This window comes from Citrobacter freundii complex sp. 2025EL-00176 (assembly GCF_053309355.1).
In genome coordinates this window covers 15,109-36,721 of the sequence record NZ_JBRYHT010000004.1, presented here as the reverse complement: position 1 = coordinate 36,721, position 21,613 = coordinate 15,109, and the positions used below count along the sequence as shown (strand labels likewise).

General features: G+C 51.3%; 18 protein-coding genes and 1 pseudogene. 3 read left to right on the top strand and 16 right to left on the bottom strand.

Annotation, left to right across the window (positions count from 1 at the left end):
- Window positions 1-5 precede the first annotated feature (5 nt).
- Window positions 6-1,472 carry an acetyl-CoA hydrolase/transferase family protein gene (locus ACVXHP_RS10840; protein ID WP_042310903.1) on the top strand — a complete coding sequence of 489 codons (1,467 nt, stop codon included), beginning with the start codon at window positions 6-8 and terminating at the stop codon, window positions 1,470-1,472.
- Here ACVXHP_RS10840 and srsR read toward each other — a convergent pair.
- From srsR to ACVXHP_RS10800, 8 genes are all read right to left on the bottom strand, one after another.
- Entirely contained in the window at window positions 1,469-2,365 is an 897-nt protein-coding gene (gene srsR, locus ACVXHP_RS10835; RefSeq protein WP_200008986.1) for a LysR family transcriptional regulator SrsR, read from the bottom strand. The genes ACVXHP_RS10840 and srsR overlap by 4 nt on opposite strands.
- A 123-nt stretch (window positions 2,366-2,488) precedes the next feature.
- Window positions 2,489-3,235, bottom strand: coding sequence for an oxidative stress defense protein (locus ACVXHP_RS10830; protein WP_447571437.1), 747 nt, complete (start codon window positions 3,233-3,235; stop codon window positions 2,489-2,491).
- Between the two features lie 93 nt (window positions 3,236-3,328).
- Window positions 3,329-3,964, bottom strand: a complete 636-nt coding sequence (gene argO, locus ACVXHP_RS10825) for an arginine exporter ArgO (RefSeq protein ID WP_079226012.1) — start codon at window positions 3,962-3,964, stop codon at window positions 3,329-3,331.
- Between the two features lie 206 nt (window positions 3,965-4,170).
- Window positions 4,171-5,031, bottom strand: a complete 861-nt coding sequence (locus ACVXHP_RS10820) for a small-conductance mechanosensitive channel MscS (protein WP_447571436.1) — start codon at window positions 5,029-5,031, stop codon at window positions 4,171-4,173.
- Between the two features lie 191 nt (window positions 5,032-5,222).
- Window positions 5,223-6,302 carry a class II fructose-bisphosphate aldolase gene (gene fbaA / locus ACVXHP_RS10815; RefSeq protein WP_003027029.1) on the bottom strand — a complete coding sequence of 360 codons (1,080 nt, stop codon included), beginning with the start codon at window positions 6,300-6,302 and terminating at the stop codon, window positions 5,223-5,225.
- Between the two features lie 88 nt (window positions 6,303-6,390).
- Window positions 6,391-7,554, bottom strand: coding sequence for a phosphoglycerate kinase (gene pgk / locus ACVXHP_RS10810; protein ID WP_003027032.1), 1,164 nt, complete (start codon window positions 7,552-7,554; stop codon window positions 6,391-6,393).
- A gap of 21 nt (window positions 7,555-7,575) precedes the next feature.
- The gene (gene epd / locus ACVXHP_RS10805; protein ID WP_447571435.1) at window positions 7,576-8,622 is read right to left on the bottom strand and encodes an erythrose-4-phosphate dehydrogenase; all 1,047 of its coding nucleotides are present in this window, start codon (window positions 8,620-8,622) and stop codon (window positions 7,576-7,578) included.
- Between the two features lie 319 nt (window positions 8,623-8,941).
- Window positions 8,942-11,260, bottom strand: coding sequence for a glycoside hydrolase family 18 protein (locus ACVXHP_RS10800; RefSeq protein ID WP_447571434.1), 2,319 nt, complete (start codon window positions 11,258-11,260; stop codon window positions 8,942-8,944).
- Window positions 11,261-11,461: 201 nt separating this feature from the next.
- On the opposite strand from ACVXHP_RS10800, the pseudogene ACVXHP_RS10795 reads away from it, so the two are divergent.
- Window positions 11,462-11,653: pseudogene (locus ACVXHP_RS10795) on the top strand (ABC transporter ATP-binding protein); the annotation flags it as partial.
- On the opposite strand, the gene ACVXHP_RS10790 reads toward ACVXHP_RS10795, so the two are convergent.
- The 7 genes from ACVXHP_RS10790 to tkt form a co-directional block, all read right to left on the bottom strand.
- Window positions 11,610-12,320, bottom strand: coding sequence for a nucleoside/nucleotide kinase family protein (locus tag ACVXHP_RS10790; RefSeq protein ID WP_447571433.1), 711 nt, complete (start codon window positions 12,318-12,320; stop codon window positions 11,610-11,612). The pseudogene ACVXHP_RS10795 and the gene ACVXHP_RS10790 overlap by 44 nt on opposite strands.
- Window positions 12,317-12,826, bottom strand: coding sequence for an MltR family transcriptional regulator (locus ACVXHP_RS10785; RefSeq protein WP_038633553.1), 510 nt, complete (start codon window positions 12,824-12,826; stop codon window positions 12,317-12,319). The genes ACVXHP_RS10790 and ACVXHP_RS10785 overlap by 4 nt, the downstream gene beginning before the upstream one ends.
- A gap of 15 nt (window positions 12,827-12,841) precedes the next feature.
- Entirely contained in the window at window positions 12,842-13,813 is a 972-nt protein-coding gene (gene glpX, locus ACVXHP_RS10780) for a class II fructose-bisphosphatase (protein ID WP_447571432.1), read from the bottom strand.
- A complete protein-coding gene (locus tag ACVXHP_RS10775) occupies window positions 13,810-15,087 on the bottom strand; it encodes a zinc-binding dehydrogenase (protein WP_447571431.1) in 1,278 nt (425 codons plus the stop codon). Before ACVXHP_RS10775 ends, glpX begins: the two co-directional genes overlap by 4 nt.
- Before the next feature lie 21 nt (window positions 15,088-15,108).
- Window positions 15,109-16,488: a PTS mannitol transporter subunit IICB gene (locus tag ACVXHP_RS10770; protein ID WP_200008997.1), complete on the bottom strand. Its 1,380-nt coding sequence runs from the start codon at window positions 16,486-16,488 to the stop codon at window positions 15,109-15,111.
- Between the two features lie 27 nt (window positions 16,489-16,515).
- The gene (gene cmtB, locus ACVXHP_RS10765; protein WP_447571430.1) at window positions 16,516-16,959 is read right to left on the bottom strand and encodes a PTS mannitol transporter subunit IIA; all 444 of its coding nucleotides are present in this window, start codon (window positions 16,957-16,959) and stop codon (window positions 16,516-16,518) included.
- A gap of 316 nt (window positions 16,960-17,275) precedes the next feature.
- A complete protein-coding gene (tkt, locus tag ACVXHP_RS10760) occupies window positions 17,276-19,267 on the bottom strand; it encodes a transketolase (protein ID WP_447571429.1) in 1,992 nt (663 codons plus the stop codon).
- A gap of 279 nt (window positions 19,268-19,546) precedes the next feature.
- On the opposite strand from tkt, the gene loiP reads away from it, so the two are divergent.
- On the top strand, window positions 19,547-20,305 hold the full coding sequence (loiP, locus tag ACVXHP_RS10755) for a metalloprotease LoiP (RefSeq protein ID WP_200008999.1): 759 nt from the start codon (window positions 19,547-19,549) through the stop codon (window positions 20,303-20,305).
- Between the two features lie 186 nt (window positions 20,306-20,491).
- Here the strand turns inward: loiP and speB are convergent, their stop codons facing one another.
- Complete coding sequence (gene speB / locus ACVXHP_RS10750) at window positions 20,492-21,412, bottom strand: agmatinase (RefSeq protein WP_003027056.1); 921 nt, start codon at window positions 21,410-21,412, stop codon at window positions 20,492-20,494.
- Window positions 21,413-21,613 lie beyond the last annotated feature (201 nt).

The window sequence follows — 21,613 nt, the reverse complement described above, 5'->3', positions numbered from 1 at the left end:
CGGCCATGAAACGGATGAGTGCCGAAGAAGCGGCAGAAATTATCCAGCACGACGATATGGTGGCATTCAGCGGCTTTACCCCTGCGGGTTCGCCAAAAGCATTACCTAACGCAATTGCTCAACTCGCCTGCGAACGGCATCAGGTCGGGCAGCCTTTTCAAATCCGCCTGCTGACAGGAGCCTCAATTGGCGCCGCCGCTGATGATGCGCTATCTGCGGCGGATGCCGTTTCCTGGCGGGCGCCTTATCAAACATCATCCGGCCTGCGCGAGAAAATTAATCAGGGCCAGGTGAGGTTTGTCGATCTCCATTTGAGCGAAGTGGCGCAAATGGTCAATTATGGCTTTTTTGGCGATATCGATGTTGCCGTCATTGAAGCCTCCGCCATTGCGCCGGATGGTCGGATTTGGCTTTCCAGCGGCATCGGTAACGCGCCGACCTGGCTGCTGCGGGCGAAAAAGGTGATTATCGAACTGAATCATTACCATAACCCGCGCGTGGCGGAGTTTGCCGACATAGTGATCCCCGGCGCGCCGCCGCGACGAAACAGCGTGCCCATTTTTCACACCATGGATCGCGTAGGCAGCCAGTGTGTACAGATTGACCCGAAAAAAATTATCGCGGTCGTGGACACCGAACTACCCGATGCCGGAAATGCCGCGGATAAGAGTAATCCGGTCAGCCAGCAAATTGCCGATAACGTGGTGACATTTCTGCTGGCGGAAATGGCGCACAAACGCATCCCAGCGGAATTCCTGCCCTTACAGAGCGGCGTAGGCAATATCAACAACGCGGTAATGGCGCGACTGGGCGAGAACCCGGATATTCCACCCTTTATGATGTATTCCGAGGTGTTGCAAGAATCTGTAGTGCATCTGCTGGAAACGGGCAAGATAACCGGCGCCAGCGCCTCCAGTTTGACCATTTCAGCCCCATCGCTGCAGAAGATTTATGACAACATGGACTTCTTCGCCAGCCGGATTGTGCTGCGCCCGCAGGAGATTTCCAATAACCCGGAAATCATTCGTCGGCTGGGCGTCATTGCGCTCAATGTCGGTCTGGAGTTTGACATCTACGGTCATGCCAATTCCACGCACGTAGCAGGTGTGAACCTGATGAATGGCATTGGCGGCAGCGGGGACTTCGAGCGCAACGCCTACCTGTCTATCTTTATGGCACCGTCAATTGCCAAAGGCGGGAAAATCTCCACCATCGTGCCGATGTGCAGCCATGTCGATCACAGCGAACATAGCGTCAAAGTGATCGTTACCGAACAGGGGATTGCCGACCTGCGTGGGTTATCTCCGATGCAGCGGGCGCACACGATTATCGATAACTGTGCGCATCCTCTGTATCGGGACTACCTGCACCGCTATCTGGAGAAAGCGCCCGGCGGGCATATCCATCACGATCTCAGCCATGCGTTCGATCTGCATCGTAACCTGATCGAAACCGGATCGATGCTCGGTTAACTTGCCGTACCCTCACGATCTTCAGCAATATGCTGAAGCATCGTGGCGGTATAACGATGGTTTTTCAGCGAATAGAGAAACTCCTGCATATACATAGGACTGCCGGGCGCATCGAAATATTTCAACGTCGAGGGGTTAACCAGCCGCCAGGCAAAATGAGGGATCACCGTCAAAAACTGCCCGCGCTCCACCGCGCTAATCTTGGCCATAAAGCTGTACGGACGGTAAATAATTGTTGGATGAATTCCGCAGGGCCGCATGTAAGCATCCAGCATCGCCTCAAAGTTAGCGCGATTCTGGAAGCGCATTTGCAGCCAGGGCAGCTCGCGCAGCAGCTCATGCGGCTGTTTTTCTTCGTAGCGTCGGGAAACGAGAAACCCCAGACGCAGCGGAGATAGCTCGCTAATCGCCAGATTTTCCAGTTCCTGCACGCGAGGGGAAACGTGCTGCGGTGAGATAATAAAATCCAGTTTCCGGTCGAACAGGTTATCGATCACCCCATTCTCGCTGAATTCAACGGCCTGGGCCGTTACGCCATCGTACTTGTCGCCAAGGCTAATCAACTGGTCAAAAATAATCGTTGGATAGGTATTGTCGATGCCGATGACGATTTCTCGAGAGCGGCGGGAGGCATTATGGATTTCGTTATCAATGGCAGAGAGACGCTGATAAACAGGGAACAGCTTCTGATACAACTCCTGCCCGGCTTTATTCAGGCTGATGTTGTTATCTTTGCGGGTAAACAGCGTATAGCCGATTTGATCTTCCAGTGCGGCAATGCTTTTACCGAAAGGCGATGCGGTCATATGGATTTTTTCTGCCGCTCTGGCGATGTTATTAGTTTGCGCCAGCAGAATGAAATTACGCATCTTTTTCGAGATAAAAATATCCATAGCGTCCCCTTAAAAATCGCTATGGCCTATCCTCATTACGGCGAAAAAAAAGACTGGATGTCAGATCTCATTTTTACAGTTACTCACAGAAAAAACCCGGCTGGAAAGCCGGGTTTGAAAAGATTACTGGGTTTTGGCAGGTGTTGCTGCCGGCTGCCCCGCCGTCGGCTCAATCTGGAAAACCACATCAACCTGATCGTCAAACTGAATAACCGGCTGCTCGTAGGTTTCCTGAGCGGATACCGCAGGCGCCGCATCTGCTTTCATCATCCGTACCATCGGGCTCGGCTGATAATTGGACACATGGTAGCGCACGCTATAAACGGGCCCCAGTTTGCTGTTAAAGCCCGCAGCCAGCTGTTCAGCCTGATGAATTGCATCATCAATTGCCGCTTTACGCGCCTTATCTTTGTAGGCATCCGGTTGGGCGACGCCAAGCGATACCGAGCGGATCTCATTCAGACCGGCCTTCAGCGCGCCATCGAGCAGAGCGTTGAGTTTGTCCAGCTGACGCAACGTAACTTCAACGGTACGCACCGCACGATAGCCTTTGAGGATGCTTTTACCGTTCTGGTAATCGTAGTCCGGCTGCGTGCGCAGGTTTGCAGCGCTAATGTCTTTCTTCGCTATCTGATTCTGCTCAAGGAAGGACAGATATTGCGCCACGCGCTCATCGGCTTGCTTCTTCGCTGAAGCCGCATCCTTCGCCGCGACATTGACTTCAATCGCCAGGGTCGCGATATCAGGCGTCGCATCCACGCTTGCCGTTCCGGAAGTCACGATGTGCGGTCCATTTGGCAACTCATTTGCCTGTACCGATAGTGCGCTGAATCCGACTAATGCCGCCAGGGCCATTATTTTGAACTTCACGGTCGTTCCTCCATGTTTCATTAATTACCCCGAAACTCAGGGCACATGCAGGCAAGCTTAGCCGATCTCGCTGCGTTGTCCATCAGACAACACTTAGTTGAACAGCGCATGAACATGCGTAACGCCTTCTTTTGCCAGCTGAAAAGCGATAAACCACATCACTAATCCGACTAACGTATTGATGATGCGTTGTGCTTTGGCAGTACGCAGACGCGGCGCCAGCCAGGCCGCCAACAATGCCAGACCAAAAAACCACAGGAACGAGGCGCTGACGGTACCCAGCGCAAACCAGCGCTTAGGCTCCACGTCCAGTTGCCCCCCCAGACTCCCCAACACCACAAAGGTATCCAGATAAACGTGTGGGTTGAGCCAGGTCACCGCCAGCATCGTGGCGATGATTTTCCAGCGCCCCTGCTTCATTACTTCCGCGCTGGCCAGTTCCAGATTACTGCTCATCGCCGTTTTTAACGCACCGAAACCGTACCAGAGTAAAAACGCCACTCCCCCCCAGGTGACCAGCGCCATCAGCCACGGTGACTGCATTAGCAAGGCGCTACCGCCAAATATCCCCGCGCAAATCAGCACCAGATCGCTGATGGCACAGAGTAATGCAATCATGATGTGATACTGGCGACGAATGCCCTGATTCATCACGAAGGCGTTTTGTGGACCAAGCGGAAGTATCATGGCCGCACCAAGCGCAAGCCCTTGAAAGTAATACGATAACACGTTAAGCATCCCGAACTATTTCTCTTAGGAGCAGACTATAGCGCGGGAAAATCATTAGCGGAAATGGATAATTTTAATCAGGGATAAGAGGAATTAATACCAGGAGGGTAATGCCGGATGGCGCTTCGCTTATCCGGCCTACAGTATGGAAATCCGAGTAGGCCGGATAAGCGAAGCGCCATCCGGCACCGTGGTGCAGAAAAATATTACTCTGCCGCGTTCTCTTTCACACGCTTGAAGTTCACATCCATCTGCGGATACGGGAAGCTGATGCCGTTGGCGTCAAACTCGCGCTTAATACGCTCCAGTACGTCCCAGTAGACGCTTTGCAGATCGCTGCTGTTGCTCCAGACGCGTACGACGAAATTAATCGAAGAAGCGCCCAGCTCATTCAGGCGCACCGTCATTTCACGATCTTTAAGGATGCGCTCGTCGGATTGGATGATATCGGTGAGGATTTTCTTCACATGATCGATATCGGAATCGTAGGCCACGCCGATAATGAATTCGTTACGGCGAACCGGCTCGCGAGAGAAGTTAATGATGTTCCCGGCAATGATTTTACCGTTTGGGATCACCACAATCTTACCGTCTACGGTACGCATGGTGGTGGAGAAAATCTGCACGTTGAGGACGGTCCCCGCTACGCCGCCGAGATCTACATACTCACCCGCGCGGAACGGACGGAACATCACCAACAGCACGCCTGCGGCGAGGTTGGACAGCGAACCTTGCAATGCCAGGCCAACGGCTAAACCTGCGGCACCAAGAACAGCGATCACGGAGGCAGTTTGCACCCCAACGCGGCCCAGAGCGGCAATCAGCGTGAAAGCGATAATACCGTAGCGCACCAGTGCGGAGAGGAAATCGGCAACGGTTGCATCAATTTTTCGCGCCACCATCAGGCGGTTAACGGTGTTTGACACGATACGCGCCACAATCATACCGATAATAACAATGGCGATGGCCGCAACGATGTTGACGGCATAGCTCAACAGCAGCTCCTGATTGCGGACCAGCCAGGTGCCCGCACCGTTTATGCTGTCGACAACATTCAAATCTTCCATTCACTATTCCTTTTTTGCTTACCCAAACGGGAGAAATAAAGCCGCCCCAATGGGACTGGCAATCTGACAAGGTTAAACAATAAACCTGGCTTTTGCCAAACAGATCACAGAATTCTCTACCAGCAGCCTGTTGAAATGGCAATAAAAAAGGCCCGCATTGGCGGGCCTCATGTCACAGAGAACGGCGTAAATTACAGAACGTCAACCGCGTTCAGTTCTTTGAAAGCCTGTTCCAGACGGGTGATCATGGTTGCCTGACCAGCACGCAGCCATACGCGCGGATCATAGTATTTCTTGTTCGGCTGATCTTCGCCTTTCGGGTTGCCCAACTGGCCCTGCAGATAAGCTTCGTTCGCTTTGTAGTAGTTCAGAACGCCTTCCCAGGTAGCCCATTGGGTATCGGTGTCGATGTTCATTTTCACTACGCCGTAGCTTACGGAGTCTTTGATTTCCTGAGCAGTAGAACCAGAACCGCCGTGGAAGACGAAGTTCAGGCTGTTGTGCGGCAGGTTATGTTTCTTAGAAACATAGTCCTGGGAGTCGCGCAGGATGGTCGGGGTCAGAACCACGTTACCCGGCTTGTAAACGCCGTGTACGTTGCCGAAGGAAGCGGCGATGGTGAAGCGCGGGCTGATTTTGCTCAGCTCGGTGTACGCGTAATCAACGTCTTCCGGCTGGGTGTACAGTGCAGAAGCGTCCATGTGGCTGTTGTCCACACCGTCTTCTTCGCCACCGGTGCAACCCAGTTCGATTTCCAGGGTCATGCCCATTTTGGACATGCGCGCCAGATATTTGGAGCAGATTTCGATGTTCTCTTCCAGAGACTCTTCAGACAGGTCGATCATGTGAGAAGAGAACAGCGGTTTGCCGGTTGCTGCGAAGTGTTTTTCACCCGCGTCCAGCAGACCGTCGATCCACGGCAGCAGTTTCTTCGCGCAGTGGTCAGTGTGCAGAATAACCGGAACACCGTAGTGTTCAGCCATCTGATGAACGTGATGCGCGCCAGAGATAGCACCCAGGATTGCAGCGCCCTGAGGCACGTCGGACTTCACGCCTTTACCCGCGATGAAAGAAGCACCACCGTTGGAGAACTGTACGATTACCGGCGCTTTAACTTTTGCAGCGGTTTCCAGTACGGCGTTGATGGAGTCGGTACCAACGCAGTTAACAGCTGGCAGAGCAAAGTTGTTTTCTTTAGCTACCTGGAAAACTTTCTGTACGTCATCACCAGTGATTACGCCTGGTTTTACGAAATCAAAAATTTTAGACATGTTGCGAGTCCTGTATCTTCGGCCTTGGAAAGGGCGCGCGCTCTAAAGCGCGCTAATAATTGGGCAGGTTTCCCTGCCCATTAAATGCTTACTTTTTAGCGCGCTCTTCGAGCATCGCTACTGCTGGCAGAACTTTGCCTTCCACGAATTCGAGGAATGCGCCGCCGCCAGTGGAGATGTAGGAGATTTTGTCAGCAATGCCGAACAGGTCGATTGCTGCCAGGGTGTCGCCGCCGCCCGCGATGGAGAACGCTTCGCTGTCTGCGATAGCGTTAGCAACGATTTCAGTACCTTTGCGGAAGTTCGGGAATTCAAACACGCCAACCGGGCCGTTCCACAGAATGGTTTTCGCATTCTTCAGGATGTCAGCCAGCTGCTGTGCAGAAGCGTCGCCGATATCCAGGATCTGCTCGTCTTCTTTTACATCGCTAACGGATTTCAGCGTCGCCGGCGCAGTTTCAGAGAACTCAGTCGCTACGCGAACGTCAGTCGGAACCGGGATGTCGCAAGTGGTCAGCAGACGTTTTGCTTCGTCAACCAGGTCAGCTTCATACAGGGATTTACCGACGTTGTGACCTTGAGCGGCAACGAAGGTGTTGGCGATACCACCGCCAACGATCAGCTGGTCAGCGATTTTAGACAGGGAATCCAGAACGGTCAGTTTGGTAGAAACTTTAGAGCCACCAACAATAGCCACCATCGGACGAGCCGGTTCTTTCAGCGCTTTGCCCAGCGCGTCCAGCTCAGCAGCCAGCAGAGGACCTGCGCAAGCCACGTCAGCAAATTTGCCGATACCGTGGGTGGAAGCCTGTGCACGGTGAGCCGTGCCGAAAGCGTCCATCACGAATACGTCGCACAGCGCCGCATATTTTTTGGACAGTGCTTCGTCGTCTTTCTTCTCGCCTTTGTTGAAGCGAACGTTTTCCAGAACCACCAGTTCACCGGCAGCGACTTCAACGCCGTCCAGGTAATCTTTAACCAGGCGAACCGGGGCAGACAGTTTGTCTTTCAGGTAGTTTACAACCGGCAGCAGAGAGAATTCTTCGTTGTACTCGCCTTCGGTAGGACGACCCAGGTGGGAAGTTACCATCACTTTAGCACCCTGCTTCAGGGCCAGTTCGATGGTCGGCAGGGAAGCACGGATACGCGCGTCGCTGGTTACTTTCCCTTCTTTAACTGGTACGTTCAGGTCGGCACGGATAAAAACGCGTTTACCAGCCAGATCCAGATCGGTCATCTTAATTACAGACATGGTGAATCCTCTCGTTGATACTTAAAGTTTTGTCGACGCTGAAGCGTCGAGCCTGAAACCAATAGCAGCCATCGCTAACGTTGTATCGAGCATACGGTTAGCAAAGCCCCATTCATTATCACACCAGACCAAGGTCTTGATCAGGTGAGCACCACTCACGCGCGTTTGCGTGCCATCAACGATGGCGCTGTGCGGGTCATGGTTAAAATCTACAGAGACCAACGGTAATTCCGTATAGTCAACTATACCATGAAATGCACCTTGTGCTGCTTTTTGCAGCAACTGGTTGACTTCACTAGCTTTTACCGGTTTTTTCACCGTCACGCTTAAGTCGATCGCCGTCACATTTATGGTCGGTACACGCACCGCGATCGCTTCAAAACGATCGTTAAATTGCGGGAAAATTCGCGTAATACCCGCTGCCAGTTTGGTATCAACCGGAATAATTGACTGGCTGGCCGCTCGCGTACGACGCAGGTCGGGATGATAGGCATCAATCACCTGCTGATCGTGCATCGCAGAGTGGATCGTCGTGACGGTACCAGACTCAATGCCGTAAGCATCATCCAGCAATTTAATGACGGGAATTATACAATTCGTGGTGCAGGAGGCGTTGGATACAATTCGGTGCTCGGCACGCAGCTGATCCTGATTAACGCCAAATACAACCGTTGCGTCGATGTCGGGACTGCCAGGATGTGAAAAGAGCACTTTTTTTGCACCAGCGGCAATATGCGCCTCGCCGTGTTCGCGGTTACCGAAGACGCCCGTACAGTCCAGCACCACGTCCACACCCAGTTCACGCCATGGCAGCGCGTCGAGCGTTCGCTCATGCAGAATGCGGATCGCGTCATCACCAACGATGAGCTGGTCACGTTCCTGACGAACATCCCAGGCAAAACGCCCATGGCTGGTGTCATATTTCAACAAATGCGCCATGCCTGCAGCATCCGCCAGTTCGTTGATTGCCACCACGGTGATTTCCGCCCGACGCCCGGATTCATACAAAGCACGAACCACGTTGCGTCCGATGCGACCGAAACCATTAATCGCTACGCGTACGGTCATAGGTCTCCTGCAAGGATTTCTCAGAAACGATGTGGCTGACAGAGTAATGCAGCAAATCGCTCAGGGAAACCTTACCTGTCGCAAACTGCGACTAATTGGTTAATTGTCGAACATTTAATCGACTGAAACGCTTCAGCTAGAATAAGCGAAACGCGGAATAAAAGGAATGTTTGTCCAGAGAGAGAAGCGTGCTATATGACATACATCACATTTTTTGATGGAATAACGTCGTGCAACGCAGAATATTGTAGACGTGGCAGACGAAAAGAAACAGTCCGGGAAGTATACCCCTTCCCGGACAGATCAGACGTTTAGTTCACTAATAGTAGTAATAACCGTGCGGCACGGTCAGGGTCGCTGCCAGCACTTTTTGCCCGTCAACAATCTGATACACTTTAAGATCATCGTCTTCATTCACAGTGACGCTGGAATCCGCGGTGTACATGATTTTTTGAGCACCATAGTAACCACAAGTCATACGGTCTGCTTCACACTTACCCGTCTTCAGGATATGAGCGCCGGCGACATACTGGTCGTTAAGATACACCTGGTACTGGGTGTCGATATAACCATCGATCAGGAACTCAATGGCGTGAAGCCCCCCGCTGGTACCGCCATTCACAATATAGACAGCTTTTAACTGACCATTATCAGTAACAACCGCGTTACCAAGCATTTGCTGAGTAACCGTTTTCGAGATATCAATATACTCTTCATCGCTATCCTGACGGACGATAGAGATAACATCCCCCTCGTTGAACGTTGCATCATTGGTGGTAATTTCAACCGTCTGGCCTACGATAGAAAACTTACCATTAGTGACCTTACCTTTATTAATTTTAGCCACCGAGACATTATTCGCGCGAATGTCAAAGACGCCATCCTGGAAATCCGTTAACGGCATTTCGCAATATACGCCGGGATACAAAATAAACTGGGCCGTATCACCGTTGTAATCCAATCCCTTTTTGGCGCCGCGCGTCAGCGTCAGGTAAGAGACAACGTGGGTTTCAGCGCCATCATCATCGTCATCATCATCGCTATCGGTAGATTTCAGGGTGGCGACAATTTTCCCCAGCGAGTGATCGCTGGAGTCTCCGCTGATATCCCAGATAATGGCCCCGCCAAATCCTTGTTCTTTGATGTAATTCACTTTGTCAGTAATAGACGCTTCATCATCATAGGTCAGGAATTCTTTCGTTTTTGCGTTATAGAGATAAGGAACGTGCGACTCGGTATCCCAGTAACGGGTGTAGTCGCCGCTGGCGAGTTTCTCCTGCAACACATAGAACGGGTTAGTCCCAGTGTACTGGTCTTCATCATCCCATGCGCCGTGGACGGTAGCGGTGCCTGAAACAAATAATCCTGGTAAGCCTTTCACGATTTCAGTGGGTTCAACGTTACCCCAGCCACGACCGTAGAATGGAACCCCCACGGTCAGTTTATTTTTAGCCACACCCCAGGTAGTGACGTATTCGTTCATCGCAGAGGAGACGTTGAGTTTCTGATCTTCATCCTGACGGTTCGCATACAGTGGGGCATTATGACCGGTGATCGGATCAAACGCGCCATGGATGTCGTATGCCATCACGTTGACAGAGTCGAGCAATGAGGCCGTAACCGTCGGGTTGATATACGCCATATTTTTATGGTTTACCGTCACGGCAGCAGAGAGCTGGTAATAAATATCGTTCTGTTTACCCAGAACATCCAGTTTGTTGCGTAAGCTGGTAATCAAATTGGTGAATTGCGTTTTTTCAATATCGGTATCGGGATATTCCCAGTCGATATCAACCCCATCGAATTGCCATTTTACGACATAGTCGACAATACTTTGTGCAAGTTTCTCAACACCTTCAGGCGTAGACGTTGCGGATTCAAACACGCCTTCTTCTGAGTTGGTCCAACCGCCTACCGAAAGAATATTCTTCACACCGGCCTGTTTGCTGGCGGTAGCAATTTCTTTCATCAGCGTCGGGCCTTTCTCTGTGTCATGAGTAATCACCACACCATCTTTTACCACGCCAAAAGCATAGCTAATATGTGTCAACTGATCCCAGGCGATTTTATCTGGTGTAAAATAATTATGCGCAGCATAGACACCCCATTCAGGGAAGTAACCATAAATTCTTGACTGTTTAGACACGTTTTCTTTTTGCTGCTTCTGATAATCATCCGCTTGCTGACCCTGCCACGGGGTAAAGTTGTAGGAGGCGATGACATTGGCTTCCAGATTGGTCGCTGCACCTTTTAACCATACTGCATTACTGCCGGGTATTTCCCCTGGGTTCGCCCACCATTGGTTGGTCCAGTAATAGCCGTTATAACGCACTTTAGTATTCGGTGTGCCATAACTCTGCGTTGCATCATACAGCGGCGTGGCTATAACATCGGCAAGTTTATTGGCGACAACCACCGTTTCGGTGCCCGGGAAGTCGTTATTTGTTCCTGCGCTAGTGCCATCACTCGCTACGAGTTCCAGCCAACTTTCGCCATTATCGGTTGATCGCATTAGAGCATTATTATACGTGCCCTCAATCTTATTGGTATCGTCATTTGCAGTTAACGCCGCCAGCGCATTTGTAGAGAGAAAACATGCCGACACCGCCATCGCAATTATTGATGGTGATAATTTCATACAATATCCTTATTGGTTTATTGATGATGTTAATGAAAATATATTACTAGTGAACAACTTAATCGAGAGTAACAAAACACATCATTAAAAACCAATGTAGATATTTTAGTAAATTACCAAAAGGCATTCACAATATTAATAAAAACAAAAAAAATAAAACATATTAATTGAGTGCGAATAATATACGGACATTATATATAATTGCTGCTGGATGAGCCCAGCTGGGATTTTGATGCGCACTGGCTGGCGGTATGCCGTGCGCGTGGCGCAAGCGTTGTGGCGATCGGTCATGACGCTGCGTTTACGCAGCGCCATTTCTCGCGTGTGGTAAAGTTACACAACAAAAATCTCACGCAATCCGATATTCACCATCGACCGTCATCTCCAGCATAAAGTCGGCTGGTCGGCTCCCCTCCAGTACCCGACGAACATTCGGTCCGTCGGTACGCTCATAAAACGCCTCAGCGTCAGCTTGCGAGAGTCCGCCAGCCAGTTTACGGCCTACCAGTCGTGTACGAAGCGCATTGGCTGGAGCACGAATAAACAGCGAGTAATCGCAAAATTCAGCTAACGCCCGCCATCTTTGATCATCACGCAATAACCAGTTTCCTTCCACAATGACAATCGGCGCAGTCACTTGTATGGCGTCTTCGACCGGATCGTGCTTTTGCCGGTCATACTGCGGCCAGGAACCTTCCCCGTCTCTTATTTGCTGCAAATTCCGTGCAATTTTCTCCACATCAAAGGTTTCCGGCGCCCCTTTGTATGCCCGCAGGTTATGGGCATCCAGCCAGGCATTGTAGTGATGGAAGCCATCCATTGGCAGCGTCTGGATCTCCGGCAGACCAGGCTCCTGACGGGAGAGATATTCCCAGAAGGTGGTCAGCGTCGATTTTCCCGTTCCCGGCGGCGCGCTGAGAAAAACAATCGTTCGTCGCTGCGGATTAGTGGAATGTAGTTTGGCCAGTTGCTGTAATATCGGTTTGTGAACGTTCTTTATCTCATCATCAAGGTAATGTGCTTCAACCTGTAGCCCATTCACCGTTAGTTCGATTTTCACGGCGTCAATTCCTTTAAAATCGCCGTCACTGCCAGCGTCATTGCCGTCTTGACCATTGCGCTAAAACGCACTTCAGACCACGCAGCAAAGTCGGCAAATTTCATCGACTCCAGCGCACCATAGAGTGTCGCGTTGCGGGTGATACTGTTCACGTTGCTGACAAAATCCCAGGTAATGTCATCGGCAAAACTGGGAATGTTATCCTGCTCGTTCAGATACTGATAAAACTGAGAAAAATGGGTAATGTCGGCATAAAGCCACTTATCCATTTTACCCAGCGCATAAATCAAACGTAACGCAACGTCGATATCGTCAAGCGGCCCACTCTGGGCGAGTAACGGCTTCACTGCATATTCCACGATCTCTTCATCGTTATTGACGAACAGCGACGGTAGAAAGCGCTTAATGCCCTGGAGCAAAATGTTATGTGCCGTCGTCATAAACGAGAGTAAATTATTTTGAGCATCCAGTTGCTCAAGCACATCGTCTTCTGTCAGCGTCGTCATTCGTTTCTCGATAAATCACCATGAATGCAGAGAGTCTATTATATTACACGTTCGATCCGCGCCGCCGATCAGTAAAGTTTGCGTGCGCACACCATTCGCAACCTGTTGGATCCCTTTAACAAGATCGCCACCCGTGACACCCGTCGCGCTGAAAAGGATCTTATTTCCCCCTACCAGTTCGTCGAGCGCATAGATACGGTTGACCTCAACGCCCATCTCCGCGCAGCGCTGACGTTCCTGTGCCGCAATCAGACGATTATCGGCGCCATCCCCTTTCGCTTCGCAAAAATCGATTAACTCAGCCTGCATATCGCCCCCCAGCGCTTTAACCGCACAGGCAGAAATAACGCCTTCAGGTGCCCCGCCGATGGTGTACATCAGGTCATAGGGATTCTCTTGCATACAGGCCAGCACGCTGGCAGCCACATCACCATCGGGCAGCGCAAAGACCTTGACGCCAAGTCGTGTCGCCTCGGCAATCGCCGGTTGAAGGCGTGGTTTATCCAGCGTCACCATACGCAGTCGTTCCAGCGGTTTGCCCAACGCCGCTGCCACATTATGCAGATTGTCTGCCAACGGCAGCGCCAGATTAATCGCCCCTTTTGCAAACCGATTAACAACCAGTTTTTTCATATACATATCAGGAGCGTGTAACAAACTACCGCGGGGAGCAAACGCCATGACCGCCAGCGCATTGCTTTGCCCCATCGCCACCATTCGGGTGCCTTCAATGGGATCGACGGCGATATCCACCTCTGGTCCGGCGCCATTTCCCACTTCCTCACCAATCCACAACATCGGGGCGCGATCAATTTCGCCTTCGCCAATAACGATTCGCCCACGAATGGCAACGCTGTTCAATGCTTCCCGCATTGCCGTCACGGCCAGGCCATCAATCTTGTTTTTATCACCGCACCCGGTTTGCGGCCAGGCCGCCAGCGCGGCCTGCTCAGTAATGCGAAATAGCTGCCATGCCAACGACATCATATCGCCGCCTCCCCAACATCCACGCCAAATTGCGCCAACAGGTATTTTTCCGCATCTTCATTCCAGATACCGTGCGTTTTTTCCACCAGCCTTGCCAGCTCTTTGAACAGCGGATCGGTTTTCCCTTTCTCTGCAAAATCCGTTATGGCAGTGAGCGGCATCGTCACACCGTTATAAATCAGCTTTTTACCTCCAGGGATCGTAGGTAAATTCAATACTGTGTCGGGCACTGCATCCAGCCCGCCAATATGCGTCACCATAAACGAGGGCTGTAGTTGACCGGTTGCACTGAGCGCAATAGCCTCTTTCATATCATCCGTTGAACCGCCGGACGTTCCGACAACGTGGGTACTGTTATAGTGAACGTTGTAAAAATTAAACGGCACTTTGAAGTTGCTGTCAGTCGGGCCGGCAAAGAAGTTCAGACAACCATCTTCCGCGAGGAGATCATCTGCCATTTCAACCACAGCTGGCACAGCCGCATACACAAAGACATCATCAAAACCCGCATCGTCGGTTAGCGCGCGTAACATCGCTGTGGGGGAATCCATGCCGGTAGTGTTCACATAGATAAGCTCAATTCCCTTTTCTGCCGCTAACTCAACCGGCAACAATTTTTTAGCCTGTGTCAGTCGCGCTTCGTCGATATCCACGACCACCACGCGTGACGGCTGAATATTGCCGTTAATGGCATAATCTATAGCGCCAATCCCCATCGGCCCGGCGCAGGCCAGAAGCGCAATGCTGCCTCCCGGCTTAATCCCCATACGATGCTCATACACGTAAGGCGTGGTGTGATAGTTCGCGTTGTAAGCGCCAATGATGCAACACATCGGCTCCGCCAGGGACGCTGCGGCAAAATAAGAACCGTGGTACGGTAAAACACAGCCCAGATTAATCGCCACCTCAGGAATAATCATGTAGGTAGCATTACCACCAAAATATTCATAGCTGTACCCCGCTGAATATCCGCTTGGCAAGCCCATCGCGGGTTGCAAAACAAAACGCTGACCTTTTTTATATTTATCCGTCAGGTTTTTCCCAACTTCAACGATGATACCTGCGCACTCATGGCCGGTAATAACCGGATGATTTTCCAGGTCATCTGGCACACGTTTATGATCGCTACCCAATGCAGCCGCTTTCCAGGTTGATAAACAAACGCTATCGGATATTACGCTTACTAACAATTCATTATCTGTAATTGCAGGCAGTTCAAATTCACGGATACGAATATCCTGCTTGCCGTATATGGCAGCGACTTTCGTTTTCATATTCACTCCAAAAAAAGAAGGTTAGTTCGCAGTAATGCGTTTAAATAAATCGTCTAACAGCGGGTCACCAAGATAGTTCTTTATCAGCACTAATGGTTTTTCACTTACGCGTTTAACACGACCTTCAAGACTGGCATGGGTGACAATAATATCGGCATCTTGTGGAACGTTTTCGATGGCATAATGCGCCACATTAATATTCAATCCCGCTTTTTCCAGACGTTTACGGAATGTGGTTGCTCCCATAGCGCTGGATCCCATTCCAGCATCACAAACAAAAGCGACACGCTTTATATTTTTATAAGAGAATTTACCTTCCTGCTTCATTGCCTTGACGGTTCTGGCAGATTCAGCGAAGTCATCTTCACTTTCTGTTGCGACGTTCTTTTCCATTTTCAGGATTAAAGAAGTGATAACAAAGGTGACAATCGTGCCCGCCGTGACGCCTGCAATAGTCGCGAGGAAAGAACCTTTTGGCGTTAATGCCAGGTAAGCGAATATTGATCCTGGGCTCGGTCCTGCAACCAACCCACCGTCCAGCAGATGGAATATCCACGTCCCCGTCATTCCCCCAGCGATCATGGCAATCAAGGTCAGAGGTTTCATCAGGACATATGGGAAATACAGTTCATGAATCCCCCCCAGGAAGTGGATAATCATGGCCCCTGGCGCAGATTTTTTACTCATCCCTTTACCAAAGATGGCAAAGCCAAGTAGCAAACCCAATCCCGGCCCTGGGTTGGAGGCCACCATGAAAAATATCGATTTTCCCGTTTCTGAAGCTTGTTGCATTCCGAGCGGATAATACACGCCCTGATCGATGGCATTGTTCAGAAAGAGGATTTTCGCAGGCTCGTTAATCACGGATAACAACGGCAGATAACCCGCATGAACCAACGCTTCAATACACTCCTTCACAAAATTATTAGCCACGAGAACCGCCGGGCCAATGACTTCAAACCCCAGCAAGCATAAGAGCATTCCCGCAATACCAAGGGAGAAGTTATTGATAACCATCTCGAAACCTGCAGGAATGCGTTTTTCCAGCAGACGATCGATATGCTTAATCACCCAGCCGCCAAGCGGCCCCATCACCATAGCGCCAAGGAACATCGGGATATCAGCGCCCACTATCACGCCGATAGAACCAATCCCGCCCATAACTGCGCCACGTTTCCCGCCCACCAAATGTCCCCCAGTGGAGCCAATCATGACGGGTAGCAAATAGGTAATCATCGGACCGACAATTTTGGCGAAATGCTCGTTCGGCATCCAACCGGTAGGAATAAACAATGCAGTTATAAAACCCCAGGCAATAAAAGCACCGATGTTGGGAATGACCATCGCAGTCAAAAACCCACCAAAAGCCTGGACTTTGGCACGAGCAGACTTGTTTTCCATAATAATGTCCTGAAAGGAGGCTGTGAATTATGCGTGGGCGATAATATCCGCCAGTTGCTTTTCTGATTTAGCCGTTAATAAAGCGGTTAATGCATCCTCTTCACATAATAATTCGCTTAAGGCCTGGATAGCGCCAATATGTGAGTCAGCATTTGCTGCCGATAATCCGATTAATAATCTAATACCTTCATCATCTTCGGAAAATTTTACTTCCTGTTTGAGAAGTGTTAATGACATCCCGGTTTTTAACGCACCGCATTCTGGTCGAGCGTGCGGCATCGCAACGCCAGGTGCCAAAATATAATAAGGGCCATTGCTGATTGTTGACTCCTTAATGGCCTGAATATAATCCGAATTAACATAATGGTTAGCCAGCAAAGATGACATAGAAAAATCTATTGCCTCTTGCCAGTTCCTTGCTGAATTTTTTATTGAGATAGATGACTCTGGAAAGTAATCAATTAGCCGCATACATTTTCCTTATTTTATTTTTAGGGTACGAGTTAGCGTTAAAAATAAAATACTCGTGCGGCAAAACGAAATCAATCGAGGGAGAAAAGACATGCAGTGCCAACTGCGTTTTTATGAACCCTTTAAAAACAAAACGTTATTGAGAGATAAATAAAAAGCAACAGTAATAATGAGACTTGCTCCACATAGTTATAACATCACTAAATATCACATTTGTGACAGCGATCTACAATTAAGCGTTGCGCAGACAAAAATAAATATGGTCTTGCTAAAAAAACGGGCCGCCTAAGCGACCCATTTTCATCTGTAACCGTAATTACAGCAGTTCTTTTGCTTTCGCGACAACGTTGTCGACGGTGAAGCCGAACTCTTCAAACAGCAGCTCTGCCGGAGCAGATTCACCGAAGGTAGTCATACCAACGATAGCGCCGTTCAGGCCCACGTATTTGAACCAGTAGTCAGCGATACCCGCTTCCACTGCAACGCGAGCGGAGACCGCTTTCGGCAGTACGGATTCACGGTAAGCGGCATCCTGTTTGTCGAATGCGTCGGTAGACGGCATGGAAACCACGCGCGCCTTCACGCCTTCAGCAGTCAGTTTGTCCCATGCAGCCACAGCCAGTTCAACTTCAGAACCGGTCGCGATGAAGATCAGTTCTGGCTGGCCAGCGCAATCTTTCAGCACGTAGCCGCCGCGAGCGATGTTCGCCAGCTGCTCTTCGGTACGTTCCTGCTGTGCCAGGTTCTGTCGGGAGAGGATCAGCGCGGTCGGGCCGTCCTGACGCTCAACGCCATATTTCCACGCCACAGCGGATTCAACCTGGTCACACGGACGCCATGTGCTCATGTTCGGCGTCACGCGCAGGGAAGCAACCTGCTCTACCGGCTGGTGAGTCGGGCCGTCTTCGCCCAGACCGATGGAGTCGTGGGTGTAGACCATCACCTGACGCTGTTTCATCAGCGCAGCCATACGCACCGCGTTACGGGCATATTCTACGAACATCAGGAAGGTAGAGGTGTACGGCAGGAAACCACCGTGCAGGGAGATACCGTTAGCGATGGCGGTCATACCGAATTCACGTACACCGTAATGGATGTAGTTACCGGCGGTATCTTCGTTGATCGCTTTAGAACCAGACCACAGAGTCAGGTTAGAAGGCGCGAGATCTGCGGAGCCGCCAAGGAATTCCGGCAGCAGAGGACCGAACGCTTCAATCGCGTTCTGAGACGCTTTACGGCTGGCGATCTTGGATGGGTTCGCCTGCAGCTTAGCAATGAACTCGTTCGCTTTCGCGTCGAAATCAGCCGGCATGTCACCTTTCATACGACGGGTGAATTCAGCCGCTTCCTGCGGGAAGGCTTTCGCATATGCAGCGAACTTCTCGTTCCACGCCGCTTCTTTTGCCTGGCCTGCTTCTTTCGCATCCCACTGAGCATAGATTTCAGACGGGATTTCGAACGGCGCGTATTTCCAGCCCAGCTGTTCGCGGGTCAGTGCGATTTCAGCATCGCCCAGCGGCGCACCGTGAGAGTCGTGGGTACCCGCTTTGTTCGGGGAACCGAAACCGATAATGGTTTTGCACATCAGCAGAGACGGTTTGTCGGTTACTGCGCGCGCTTCTTCAACTGCGCGTTTAATAGCGTCAGCATCGTGACCATTAACGCCACGAACCACGTGCCAGCCGTAGGCTTCGAAACGCTTAGCGGTGTCATCGGTGAACCAGCCTTCAACGTGACCATCGATAGAGATACCGTTGTCATCGTAGAACGCAACCAGTTTGCCCAGCTTCAGCGTACCGGCCAGAGAACATACCTCGTGAGAGATACCTTCCATCATGCAGCCGTCGCCCATGAAAGCGTAGGTGAAGTGGTCAACAATGTCGTGACCTGGGCGGTTAAACTGCGCCGCCAGCGTTTTTTCAGCGATAGCCATACCGACTGCGTTCGCAATACCCTGACCCAGAGGACCGGTCGTGGTTTCAACACCCGCGGTGTAACCCACTTCCGGGTGACCCGGGGTTTTGGAATGCAACTGACGGAAGTTCTGCAGCTCGGACATCGGCAGGTCATAACCGGTGAGGTGCAGCAGGCTATAAATCAGCATGGAGCCGTGGCCGTTAGACAGCACGAAGCGGTCACGGTCAGCCCAGGACGGGTTAGTCGGGTTGTGGTTCAGGAAATCACGCCACAGGACTTCGGCAATGTCAGCCATACCCATCGGGGCACCCGGGTGACCGGATTTGGCTTTCTGTACTGCGTCCATGCTCAGCGCACGAATAGCATTGGCAAGCTCTTTACGTGAGGACATTTTGACTCCAGATCGGATAATGAAGGCCACGCCCTAAACGACTTGACGACAGCGCGTTTTGGGCTACGCCGGAAAAAAGTGCCAACAATGTAACCCAAGCCGCGTGTCATGTACATGGAGCATCCTTTTACCGCTTCAGAAATCTCTGGATCATGCACGCATGTTGCGCAATCTTCTCGCCCGCTTATTGTTCTTTTCTTTATACTTATGCTGAGCGTCGGTTTACCTGCAAACGACGCATTTTTTAGAATAATCCTGACTTTGTGCGGAAGAGAAAAAATGAAAATTCGCGCTTTACTGCTTGCTACGAGCATGGCGACGGCATTGACCGGCTGCCAGAACATGGACTCAAACGGACTGCTTTCCTCTGGCGCAGAGGCTTTTCAGGCCTACAGCCTGAGCGATGCTCAGGTGAAAGCGCTGAGCGATCAGGCCTGTAATGATATGGACAGCAAAGCTACCATCGCCCCGGCTGGCAGCGAGTATGCAACGCGTCTTGGCAAAATCGCCTCCGCCCTTGGCGATAACATTAACGGCCAGCCGGTGAACTACAAAGTCTATATGGCGAAAGACGTGAATGCTTTTGCCATGGCGAACGGCTGTATCCGCGTATACAGCGGCCTGATGGATATGATGACGGATAACGAAGTCGAAGCAGTGATCGGCCACGAAATGGGCCACGTCGCGTTGGGTCACGTGAAAAAAGGCATGCAGGTTGCGCTGGGCACGAACGCGGTGCGTGCAGCGGCGGCCTCCGCTGGCGGCATTGTCGGCAGCCTGTCGCAGTCGCAATTGGGCGATCTTGGCGAGAAACTGGTGAACTCACAGTTCTCCCAGCGTCAGGAATCTGAAGCGGATGATTACTCGTATGATTTGTTGCGCAAACGTGGGATCAATCCGGCAGGCTTAGCCACCAGCTTTGAGAAACTGGCAAAACTGGAAGCCGGACGTCAAAGCTCCATGTTTGACGATCACCCGGCATCCGCCGAACGTGCGCAACATATTCGCGATCGCATGAGCGCGGACGGAATTAAGTAATCTTCAAACAGTGCCGGATGGCGGCGTGAATGCCTTATCCGGCCTACAGATTTCATCCCATTATCGGACGTAATTGGCGAAGTCAGTTTGGGCCCGGCCAGCGCACAGCCACCGGAGCGTACACGTAGTACGTGAGGATGGCGAGCACTGCCCGGACCCAAAATGACGAGTAAAATAGTCCGACTACTATTCGCCTTTCTTCGCCGCCTGAATATACAGCATTTCCAATGCTAACGTCGCCGCCGCCAGCGCGGTGATCTCAGACTGATCGTAAGCCGGCGCCACTTCCACCACGTCCATACCCACGATATTCAGATCCTTCAGACCACGTACCAGCTTGATCGCACGATCGGAAGTCAGGCCGCCGATCACCGGCGTGCCGGTCCCCGGAGCGAACGCCGGATCCAGGCAATCGATATCAAAGGTCAGGTACACCGGCATATCACCGACGATCTGCTTAACCTGAGCGATGATGTCGTCCACGCTGCGATCGTTCACCTGGCAGGCATCCAGTACGGTAAAGCCATTGTCTTTGTCGAACTCGGTACGGATACCGATCTGCACAGAGTGGTTCGGGTCGATCAGCCCTTCGTTCGGCGCAGTATAGAACATGGTGCCGTGGTCGAATTCGCAGCCGTTAGCGTAGGTATCGGTGTGGGCATCAAAATGCACCAACGCCATTTTACCAAAGTGCTTAGCGTGCGCGCGCAGCAGCGGCAGCGTGACGAAGTGGTCGCCACCAAAGGAGAGCATGCGCTTACCCGCAGAAAGGAGTTTCTCTGCGTGTGCCTGCAGTTTTTCACTCATTTCACGCGCGTCACCGAACGCATAAACCAGATCGCCGCAGTCCACGACGTTCAGACGCTCGCGCATATCGAAGTTCCACGGGAAACGGTTGTGCTCCCACGCCAGGTTGGTGGATACCTGACGGATCGCCGCCGGACCATGACGGCCGCCAGCACGACCGGACGTTGCCATATCAAACGGTACGCCGGTAATCACCCAATCGGCGTCGCTGTCGTAGGGCATGAAATTCATCGGCAGACGCAAAAAACCAAAGGCGTTAGAAACCAGAGAGTTGTCGTATTGATGACCTAAGGTGCTCATGTGCTGACCTCTTGTAAAATCGAAGTGGTAAAAACAGATGAAAAAAAATCCCTCCCGCGTCGTTAAGCCCGACGAGGAAGGGATTGATGTTCCTGCTAGATTGGCTCTAATGCTAGCGTCTGTCAGATGAAGATTCAAGCCAGAGGGAGAAAAGAGAAATCAACTCAGCTTCCTGATTTTATCGCCCAATAAATTCATATA

What these genes read in the sequence shown, in the direction of transcription:
- ACVXHP_RS10840 (WP_042310903.1), top strand. Translation starts at nt 6, where the DNA reads ATGAAACGGATGAGTGCCGAAGAAGCGGCAGAAATTATCCAGCACGAC.
- srsR (WP_200008986.1), bottom strand. Translation starts at nt 2,365, where the DNA reads ATGGATATTTTTATCTCGAAAAAGATGCGTAATTTCATTCTGCTGGCG.
- ACVXHP_RS10820 (WP_447571436.1), bottom strand. Translation starts at nt 5,031, where the DNA reads ATGGAAGATTTGAATGTTGTCGACAGCATAAACGGTGCGGGCACCTGG.
- fbaA (WP_003027029.1), bottom strand. Translation starts at nt 6,302, where the DNA reads ATGTCTAAAATTTTTGATTTCGTAAAACCAGGCGTAATCACTGGTGAT.
- pgk (WP_003027032.1), bottom strand. Translation starts at nt 7,554, where the DNA reads ATGTCTGTAATTAAGATGACCGATCTGGATCTGGCTGGTAAACGCGTT.
- epd (WP_447571435.1), bottom strand. Translation starts at nt 8,622, where the DNA reads ATGACCGTACGCGTAGCGATTAATGGTTTCGGTCGCATCGGACGCAAC.
- ACVXHP_RS10800 (WP_447571434.1), bottom strand. Translation starts at nt 11,260, where the DNA reads ATGAAATTATCACCATCAATAATTGCGATGGCGGTGTCGGCATGTTTT.
- ACVXHP_RS10785 (WP_038633553.1), bottom strand. Translation starts at nt 12,826, where the DNA reads ATGACGACGCTGACAGAAGACGATGTGCTTGAGCAACTGGATGCTCAA.
- glpX (WP_447571432.1), bottom strand. Translation starts at nt 13,813, where the DNA reads ATGATGTCGTTGGCATGGCAGCTATTTCGCATTACTGAGCAGGCCGCG.
- ACVXHP_RS10775 (WP_447571431.1), bottom strand. Translation starts at nt 15,087, where the DNA reads ATGAAAACGAAAGTCGCTGCCATATACGGCAAGCAGGATATTCGTATC.
- ACVXHP_RS10770 (WP_200008997.1), bottom strand. Translation starts at nt 16,488, where the DNA reads ATGGAAAACAAGTCTGCTCGTGCCAAAGTCCAGGCTTTTGGTGGGTTT.
- cmtB (WP_447571430.1), bottom strand. Translation starts at nt 16,959, where the DNA reads ATGCGGCTAATTGATTACTTTCCAGAGTCATCTATCTCAATAAAAAAT.
- tkt (WP_447571429.1), bottom strand. Translation starts at nt 19,267, where the DNA reads ATGTCCTCACGTAAAGAGCTTGCCAATGCTATTCGTGCGCTGAGCATG.
- loiP (WP_200008999.1), top strand. Translation starts at nt 19,547, where the DNA reads ATGAAAATTCGCGCTTTACTGCTTGCTACGAGCATGGCGACGGCATTG.
- speB (WP_003027056.1), bottom strand. Translation starts at nt 21,412, where the DNA reads ATGAGCACCTTAGGTCATCAATACGACAACTCTCTGGTTTCTAACGCC.